A 6,380-nucleotide genomic window follows, 5' to 3' on the forward strand; every position below is an offset into this window, starting at 1 on the left:
CTTTGTTGTTATTGCGTGTCATTGTTCAGTGGCGCAAAGCGCCGGTGCAGTAGGTTGTACGCCAGTCCGCCAACGACCACGCCCCAGAAAGCCGACCCGAGCCCCAAAAAGCTCACCCCGGATGCCGTGGCGACGAAGGTCAACACCGAGGCTTCCAAGTGGCTCTTCTCGGCGGCGAACGCGCTGATGTTGCTGCTTATCGCCCCCATCAACGCCAGTCCCGCCAGTACCGCCACGAAGGCATTCGGCAGCGAAGTAAATAGCGCCACGATGGTGCCTGCAAACAGACCGCCCACGAGATAGAACACACCGTTGGCCACGCCGGCAACGTAGCGCTTGTCCGGATCTTCATGCGCTTCTTTGCTGGTGCAGATTGCGGCGGTAATGGCCGCGATCACCGTCGTGATGCCGCCAAAAAAGGCTGTCAGCAGCGACGTTACGCTGGCCACCGTGACAATGGGCTTGGCAGGCGTCGTGTAGCCCGAGGTACGCAATATCGCCATGCCCGGTAGGAACTGGCCCGTCAGGCTGACGAGTACCAGCGGTATCGCCAAGCTCAAGGTCGCCTTCCATGTCCAATCGGGCTGGATGAACTGCGGCTGCGCCAACTGAACGCCGACACCCTCGAGGCTGGCTCCCTCCAAGAGAACCGCCAACACGACACCGACCAACAATAGGCAAATCAAGCTGTAGCGCGGCGTCAGACGTTTTAAAACCAGATAAGCGATCATCATTCCAATCACCAACGTCGGCACATTGCGCAACGACTCGAAGATGCCGACGCCGAATTGGAACAAGATGCCGGCCATCATGGCACTGGCAATGCCGGGAGGAATCAGCTGGATGATACGATCGAACGATCCGGTGATGCCGATCACGAATAACAGGATGGCGGCCGTCAGGTAAGCGCCCACCGCTTCGTTGAGCGACAGCTCTGGAAAAAGCGTCACCAACAGGGCGGTTCCCGGCGCCGACCACGCGGTCACCACCGGCACCTTCAACCACATGCTCAGCAAAATCCCCGAGATGGCGGCCCCCATGGAGATGGCCCAGACCCAGGAGGTCATCATCGTGCTCGAGATGTCAGCACTCTGAGCGGCCTGAAAAAAGATGGCCAGCGGTCCAGAGTACGAGACCAGCACGGCCACGAAGCCTGCGGTGATCGCAGACACCGACCAGTCTTTGTGTAATTGCATACCCACAGTATCCCAACGCGATTAAGGGTCACTACCCTGTGTAATGGCCTGGCAAAGAGAGCTCGGCCAGGCCTTCCATTACGCAACGCCCAGGTGCGTTTCCAACAGTCCTGGGTTATTCCTGAGCCCCTGTGAATCACCGCTGTACTTCACTTCCCCTTTCACTAACAGCAAGTGCTTCTCAGCCACTTCCAGCAGGTTATCGATGTTTTTATCGACGATGATCGTCGAGATGCCCGTGGCCTTGATAGTGCGAATGATGTTCCAGATTTCATCGCGTATCAGCGGCGCCAAGCCTTCGGTGGCTTCATCGAGGATCATCAGATCGGGGTTCGTCGTCAGCGCTCGACCAATCGAGAGCATCTGCTGCTCCCCGCCCGACAGCAGCGCGCCATCATGGTTAATGCGTTGCCCCAGGCGCGGAAACGTGTCCAGCACGCGTTCCATGGTCCAGGGGGTCTCTCCCCGCTCATTGGGGCGCGCCGCCATAATGAGATGCTCACGCACGCTGATCCCAGGAAAGATGCCACGCCCTTCGGGTACGTAGCCGATTCCCTGACGCATCAACTGCCATGGGCGTCGTTTCGCGGTCGACACGCCCTTGATATAAACGTCCCCACGGCGTGGTGGCACAAAACCGAGGATCGACTTCAACGTGGTGGTTTTTCCCATGCCGTTACGCCCTAACAAACTGAGCGTCTCTCCGGGCATTAGGGTCACATCGACGCCGTGCAACACATGGCTTTCGCCATAGTAGGCGTGCAGCCTGCGGGCTTCGATGAGGGGAGTCACGGTTGCGTCTGTGGTCATGCGGTTACTCCTTCGTCGTGACGTCCCAAGTAGACATCGCGCACCTTGTCGCTGGTACGTATCTGCTCCGTCGGGCCGCTTTCTAGGACACAGCCATCGACCATGACCGTGATGCGATTGGCCAAGCGGAAAACCGAATCCATATCGTGCTCGATCAACACTAGGGTGTAGCGGTCGGTCAAACTGGCGAGCAGCTCCGTGACCTGCGCCGTCTCTTCACGCCCCATGCCGGCCATCGGTTCGTCCAGCAGCATCAAGGAGGGTGCCGTAGCCAGCACCATGGCGATCTGAAGCTGGCGCTGCTCGCCGTAACTCATGTCCGAGGCGGTCGTGTGCGCCCGGTGGTTCAGCTGACAGGTTTCCAGCACCTCTTGGGCGCGCTCGCTCACCTGCTGCGCCGTGTGACGGGAACGCCAGCTGCCCAACACGCCGCCCATATGGATGCGTGCCGCTAGCTCACAATTCTGCAAGCAGCTAAGGCGTGGAAAAATATTGGTTTTCTGATGGCTGCGCCCAATGCCCAAGCGTGCAATTTGGCGAGCACTTTTGCCTTGAATCGCTTTTTGTCGATAGAGCACCTGGCCTTCCGACGGGGGGATCTCACCGGAGAGCAAATTGATCAAGGTGCTTTTGCCGGCGCCGTTGGGGCCCAAAATTGCATGTATTTCGTGGGCTTTCACATCAAAGTCCACGTCATTGACGGCAACGAGGCCACCAAAACGACGCGTCAAGCCCTGGGTGGCTAATACGATGTCATCACTCATGGCTAGTCCACCTTACTCTGTGTCACGGGCTGGGCGGAGACGGTCGCCTTTTCCGGCGCGTCATTGGCTGTCGTGCGGCGTTTGCGTGCCCAGGGAGGCGCGATCATCAGGCCTGCCACACCGCGCGGCAGCACCAACACTGCCACGATGATGGTCAGCCCCATCAAAATGGGCCAATGTGTCGTGGCATGCTCATAGACGAACAGCAGTATTTCATACGCGAAGGCACCTAGAATGGGGCCAAAGATGGTGCCTATGCCGCCCAGAATCAGCATCATCAGTACCTCGCCGGACGTGTGCCAGCCGAGCTGGGCTGGATTGGCGAAGCCGTACTGCATCGCCGCCAGCATGCCGGCAATCGAAGCCATCACCCCGGCAATCACGAAAGCGATCAGCTTGTAACCACTGGTGGCATAGCCCAGGGCCTGCATGCGGTGCTCGTTATCATGAATGCCGTCCAGCACCTGACCGAAGTAGGAGCGGGTCAGCCAGCGCAGAAAGAGGTACCCCGCCAACAGCGTTGCCAGGCAGAAGTAGAAGAAACTGTAAGGGTCATCCAAATCGACTAGCAGGGTATCGCCCACGGCCAAGCTGGGGCGGAACATGATGAAGACACCATCGGTGCCCCCCGCGAACTGAGACGTGCTAATGAAGTAGTAAAGCATCTGACCGAACGCCAGCGTCGTCATGATGAAGAAGATACCTTTGGTGCGAATGACCAAGAGGCCGACGATGAGCCCAACACAGGCCGACACGCCGATCACCAGAGGCAGCATCCACCACATGGAGGCTGGGCTAAAGTCAGGGCTGGCGAGGGCAAGCGTATAGGCGCCTAACCCGAAAAAGAGCGCGTGCCCCAGGCTCACCAGACCCACGATGCCCACGAGCAAATCGAGGCTCATGGCAAACAGCGCGAGAATCAGCATCAAGGTCAGCTTCTCCAGCATGAAATTGGCCTGATTGCCGAAGACCGCCTCGCCCCACAGCGGAAAGGTTGCCACTAGCGCCGTCAGTACCAACATGAGGTAGGCAACGCGCTTGGGATATCTATGTAACATTGCTTGTTCTCCTCACGCGAAAAGACCGCGCGGTTTCACCAAAAGAACCGCTGCCATGATCAGGTAGATCACCATGCTGGCGAGACTGGGAATGAGCACAGCGCCGAAGGTCGTGGCCATACCGATGATGATGGCCCCCCAAAAGGCACCCTTGATGGAGCCAATCCCCCCGATGACCACGACCACGAAGCAGGTGATCAAAATACTGTCACCCATGCCGGGGGCAATCGACGTGAGCGGCGCGGCAATCATGCCGGCAAAGGCGGTGAGCGCCACACCCACGCTAAAAATCAGTGTGAAGAGCGTACGGACATTGATACCGAGCCCCTCCACCATATCGCGATTCACGGCACCGGCCCGGATGATGATGCCCAGACGGGTATGGCGAATGACGCCATAGATGACGCCGGCCAACACCAGACAAACGCCCATGACGAAGAGCCGATAGACCGAATACTGCAGGTTGTCGGTGAGTTGGATACTGGCGTCGAACGGCGCAGGTACCGGCACGCGATGCACGTCGCCGCCCCAGATGATTCGCTGGGCTTCGTTGAGCACTAAAATCAACCCAAAGGTCAGCAGCACTTGATAGAGATGGTCGCGCTTGTAGAGCGTGTCGAGAAACAGCCGCTCGATGACCAGGCCGAGTGCGATAGCGATGGGGATCGCAACCAAGATGGCCAACCAGAAGTTGCCGAAACGCATGGTCAGGTCATACACCAAATAGGCACCGATCATGTACATGGCACCATGGGCCAAATTGATGATGCCCATGATCCCAAAAATCAGCGTTAACCCACTGGCTATCAAAAACAGCAGCAACCCATACTGGAGCCCATTGAGCAGCTGGACACCAAAAAATGCGAGATCCATAAGACCCCTCCGAGCATAAAAGGGGAAGCGGGATTGCCCCGCTCCCAAGCTGTACGAAGTGTCGTTACATCTGACAGGCGTCGTCGGGCACTTCTAGATTCTCGGCAGCAATGCTGACGACCTCGTGCTTGCCGTCACGAATCTCGCGGAGGTAGACATTCTGGATGGGGTGGTGGGAATCCGAGAAGCTCATCGGACCGCGCGGACTAGCTAACTGAACATTTGCCAAGACATCGATTAGTCGATCGCGGTCTGACGTGTCTCCACCGAGTACATTGAGCGCCTGGGCTAGCATCATGCCGGTATCGTAGCCTTGCACCGCGTACGTATCCGGCGCTTCTCCGTAGGCGTCTTCATAGGCGGCCACGAACGAGCGGTTCGCGTCGTTTTCTAGCGTCTCTGCGTAATGAAGCGTGGTCATGACGCCTTCACCCGCATCGCCCAGGGCGGCTAGATTACCTTCGGTAAGGAACCCGGACCCCAGCAGCGGGATGCTCTCGTTGAGCCCCGCCGCCGCGTAATCCCTCACGAAGCTGACACCACCGCCCCCCGCGAAGAAGGTGTACACGGCATCCGGCTGAAGGCTGGCAATCTGCGTCAGGTAACTCTGGAATTCGGTGCTCGGAAACGGCACGAGAATTTGCTGGACGATGTCACCGCCTTCGGCGGTAAAGGCCTCTTCAAAGCCCTCCAGGTCTTCTTTCCCCCCTGCATAGTCCCAGGTAATGGTCACGATGTTTCTATGCCCTTGCTCGTAGGCCACTTTTCCCATGGGATAGCTGTCTTGCCACATACTAAAGGAGGTGCGAAACACGTTCGGCATGCACAGTTCGTTGGTCGCCGCCCCAAGCCCTGCATTCGGAATGATCGTAATGGCGCCGGTTTGTTTGGCCACGCGCAGCATGCCCATCGCCACGCCTGAGTGTACCGGACCTATCACGAAATCCACGTTGTCACCGTTGACCAAACGACTCATGTTTTGCGGAGCCTTGGAAGGATCGGCTTCGGAATCCAACTCGACGTACTCGACGTCGCGACCGCCCAACTGCCCCCCCTCCTGCTCGATGGCCAGCTTCAAGCCGTTAGTGATGGCTTCGCCCAGCGCTGTATAGGTGCCTGAATAAGGCAGCATCAGCCCCAGTTTCACGGGATCTTCATTCGCCGAAAGGCCCATGGCCGACAGCGTCAGAGTGGTACCCAGAGCAGCAACGAGAGTGGTCTTTTTGACATTTTTCATTATGGATTCACCAGGATTGTGTTGTTTTAGATTGTTATGTCCATCGCGCTTCGCGTTGATGGAAGACACGATCAGCGACGTCCCTGTCTCATCGATGCGGCTTATACGTGATACACGTCGATGACTTGATGGATGTAGTCGTTGTTCAGCTGCACGACTTTTCTTGTGATTAGCGGGCGCTCGCCCGAGACGTCCAGGGTGTAGAAGCTCGTGCCGAAGAAGCTGTCCGTCTTCTTGTAGCGGTGGCTCAGCGTGTGCCAGTTGAACCGCAGCTCGGCCGTCTGGTCGTCTTGCGACAGGATTTCGAGGTTGGTCACCTGGTGCGTGGTGCGCGGCTCCGGCGTGCTCGCCCCGCTGCGCTCGGTCTTGATCCGGTAGACCCGATCTTCCAGCCCTTCGCGGTTGGGGTAGTAGATCAACGAGATCTCGCTGTGCGGATCGC

General features: G+C 58.0%; 7 protein-coding genes. All 7 read right to left on the reverse strand.

Annotation, left to right across the window (positions count from 1 at the left end; all coding sequences use genetic code 11):
• Positions 1-8: 8 nt before the first annotated feature.
• The gene (locus MHM85_RS08835; RefSeq protein ID WP_239285739.1) at positions 9-1,196 is read right to left on the reverse strand and encodes a benzoate/H(+) symporter BenE family transporter; all 1,188 of its coding nucleotides are present in this window, start codon (positions 1,194-1,196) and stop codon (positions 9-11) included.
• Positions 1,197-1,274: 78 nt separating this feature from the next.
• Positions 1,275-2,006, reverse strand: a complete 732-nt coding sequence (locus MHM85_RS08840) for an ABC transporter ATP-binding protein (RefSeq protein ID WP_239285741.1) — start codon at positions 2,004-2,006, stop codon at positions 1,275-1,277.
• Positions 2,003-2,770 (reverse strand): ABC transporter ATP-binding protein, encoded by a 768-nt coding sequence (locus MHM85_RS08845; protein ID WP_139525921.1) that lies wholly within the window; start codon positions 2,768-2,770, stop codon positions 2,003-2,005. Before MHM85_RS08845 ends, MHM85_RS08840 begins: the two co-directional genes overlap by 4 nt.
• A gap of 2 nt (positions 2,771-2,772) precedes the next feature.
• On the reverse strand, positions 2,773-3,828 hold the full coding sequence (locus MHM85_RS08850; RefSeq protein ID WP_231125581.1) for a branched-chain amino acid ABC transporter permease: 1,056 nt from the start codon (positions 3,826-3,828) through the stop codon (positions 2,773-2,775).
• A 12-nt stretch (positions 3,829-3,840) separates the two neighbouring features.
• The gene (locus tag MHM85_RS08855; protein WP_044630589.1) at positions 3,841-4,701 is read right to left on the reverse strand and encodes a branched-chain amino acid ABC transporter permease; all 861 of its coding nucleotides are present in this window, start codon (positions 4,699-4,701) and stop codon (positions 3,841-3,843) included.
• 64 nt (positions 4,702-4,765) lie between these two features.
• A complete protein-coding gene (locus tag MHM85_RS08860) occupies positions 4,766-5,938 on the reverse strand; it encodes an ABC transporter substrate-binding protein (protein WP_139526233.1) in 1,173 nt (390 codons plus the stop codon).
• A gap of 101 nt (positions 5,939-6,039) precedes the next feature.
• A partial coding sequence (locus MHM85_RS08865) for an aromatic-ring-hydroxylating dioxygenase subunit beta (RefSeq protein WP_239285743.1) occupies positions 6,040-6,380 on the reverse strand: 341 nt, incomplete at its 5' end.

This window comes from Halomonas sp. McD50-4, from assembly GCF_022348135.1.
Taxonomy (GTDB): Bacteria; Pseudomonadota; Gammaproteobacteria; order Pseudomonadales; family Halomonadaceae; genus Vreelandella; species Vreelandella piezotolerans.